Annotated in this window: 1 protein-coding gene and 1 rRNA gene; one reads left to right on the top strand and one right to left on the bottom strand. The window is 57.8% G+C overall.

What is annotated here, in order from left to right:
- A partial coding sequence (locus AB0D94_RS37740) for a DUF192 domain-containing protein (protein WP_362062486.1) occupies positions 1–346 on the bottom strand: 346 nt, incomplete at its 3' end.
- Positions 347–1,200: 854 nt separating this feature from the next.
- On the opposite strand from AB0D94_RS37740, the gene AB0D94_RS37735 reads away from it, so the two are divergent.
- Positions 1,201–2,370: ribosomal RNA gene (locus AB0D94_RS37735) — 16S ribosomal RNA — on the top strand; the annotation flags it as partial.

The following is a 2,370-nucleotide window of genomic DNA, read 5'->3' as shown; positions in this document are numbered from 1 at the left end:
CCTCGCTCGGATAAGGCGGGCAGCGGTCGCCCGCTGAGCACGGCGGCACGTTGCGTTGCTGCGACACCAGCCGACGCTTGGAATCGAAATACAGGATATCCAGCGAAATCTTGGTGTTCTTCATCCAGTAGGCCTGCAGGTCCTCGCTGTCGTGCACGAACACCATGCCGCGGTCGGCCGGCATGTCGTCGCGGAACATCAGCCCGCGCGCGCGTTCCTCCGCGGTCTTGGCCACCTCGACTCCGTAGCGCTGGCCGCCGACTTCGACCCAACTCCCGCCTCCGCCCCCGGCGCAAGCGGCCAGGCCCAGCAGGCAGGCGAGCAGTACAGCAGAGGTCTTCGACATGGCCGGTTCCTTGGGCGCTGGACGATGCGGCGAACATCGTCCAGCGGCCCGACGGCGTCAAGACGAAAGCGTCATGAAAATTCTTTCGCCCACCCCCTTCCCGAAGCGGGGGCGCATCTGCATAATGCGCGGCCCGCCGGACAGCAGCATCGATCGGCGGGACGCGCGGAAGGCGGCGGTTTCGAAACGTATTGACGGATCGAAAACATGCTGTACGATGCGCGGCCCGCAGGCAGTTCAACGCCTGCGGGAACGCGCAAAAACAGCGGTTTTCGACGAGTGTTGACGAATCGAAAACAGGCTGTAAGATGCGCGGCCCGGCAAGCAGAAGATCGCTTGTAGGGAGCGCGGAAAACGGCGGTTTCGGTGAGTGTTGACGAACTGAAACGAAGCTGTAAGATGCGCGGCCCGGACGACGGATGGTGAGGTCGGACGGAGCGCGGTACGGCAGTCGGTTTCGACGGGTGGTTGACGAAACGAAACGATGCTGTAAGATGCGCGGCCCGGTTGGACGGACGCTTCGCTAAGAAGGCGGTTCGGACGAATCGGGAGGCAGCAGAAAGATTCGCGGACAGGTGTTGACGTTCACGAAAACTGCTGTATAGTGTGCGGCTCCCTCGGGCACTTCGGTGACGAGGACGGAACAAGGCGCTGAGGCCGGTTCCGAGGATCTTTGACAGTGTGCGCAGGTGACTTGTGCGGGCGTCTGGCGAGTGGATGGTTGTCCATCTTGCAGACTCTCGTAACACAGTCCAAAGATTTGAAACAGCATGCAAATGCTATTTGAGTAATTGGCCTGGAGCGAAGTCTGCACTCAAAGCTTTGATGAAGCCGCAAGGTGGAATCGAAAAATTTAAGTGAAGAGTTTGATCCTGGCTCAGAGTGAACGCTGGCGGCAGGCCTAACACATGCAAGTCGAACGGCAGCACAGAGGAGCTTGCTCCTTGGGTGGCGAGTGGCGGACGGGTGAGGAATACGTCGGAATCTGCCTATTTGTGGGGGATAACGTAGGGAAACTTACGCTAATACCGCATACGACCTACGGGTGAAAGTGGGGGACCGCAAGGCCTCACGCAGATAGATGAGCCGACGTCGGATTAGCTAGTTGGCGGGGTAAAGGCCCACCAAGGCGACGATCCGTAGCTGGTCTGAGAGGATGATCAGCCACACTGGAACTGAGACACGGTCCAGACTCCTACGGGAGGCAGCAGTGGGGAATATTGGACAATGGGCGCAAGCCTGATCCAGCCATGCCGCGTGTGTGAAGAAGGCCTTCGGGTTGTAAAGCACTTTTGTCCGGAAAGAAAAGCTTAGGGTTAATAACCCTGAGTCATGACGGTACCGGAAGAATAAGCACCGGCTAACTTCGTGCCAGCAGCCGCGGTAATACGAAGGGTGCAAGCGTTACTCGGAATTACTGGGCGTAAAGCGTGCGTAGGTGGTTTGTTAAGTCTGATGTGAAAGCCCTGGGCTCAACCTGGGAATGGCATTGGAAACTGGCTTACTAGAGTGCGGTAGAGGGTAGCGGAATTCCCGGTGTAGCAGTGAAATGCGTAGATATCGGGAGGAACATCCGTGGCGAAGGCGGCTACCTGGACCAGCACTGACACTGAGGCACGAAAGCGTGGGGAGCAAACAGGATTAGATACCCTGGTAGTCCACGCCCTAAACGATGCGAACTGGATGTTGGGGGCAACTTGGCCCTCAGTATCGAAGCTAACGCGTTAAGTTCGCCGCCTGGGAAGTACGGTCGCAAGACTGAAACTCAAAGGAATTGACGGGGGCCCGCACAAGCGGTGGAGTATGTGGTTTAATTCGATGCAACGCGCAGAACCTTACCTGGCCTTGACATGTCGAGAACTTTCCAGAGATGGATTGGTGCCTTCGGGAACTCGAACACAGGTGCTGCATGGCTGTCGTCAGCTCGTGTCGTGAGATGTTGGGTTAAGTCCCGCAACGAGCGCAACCCTTATCCTTTGTTGCCAGCACGTAATGGTGGGAACTCTAAGGAGACCGCCGGTGAC

This window comes from Streptomyces sp. NPDC048255, assembly GCF_040652415.1.
Classification (GTDB): Bacteria; Actinomycetota; Actinomycetes; order Streptomycetales; family Streptomycetaceae; genus Streptomyces.
This window is presented reverse-complemented; position numbering and strand designations above follow the sequence as displayed.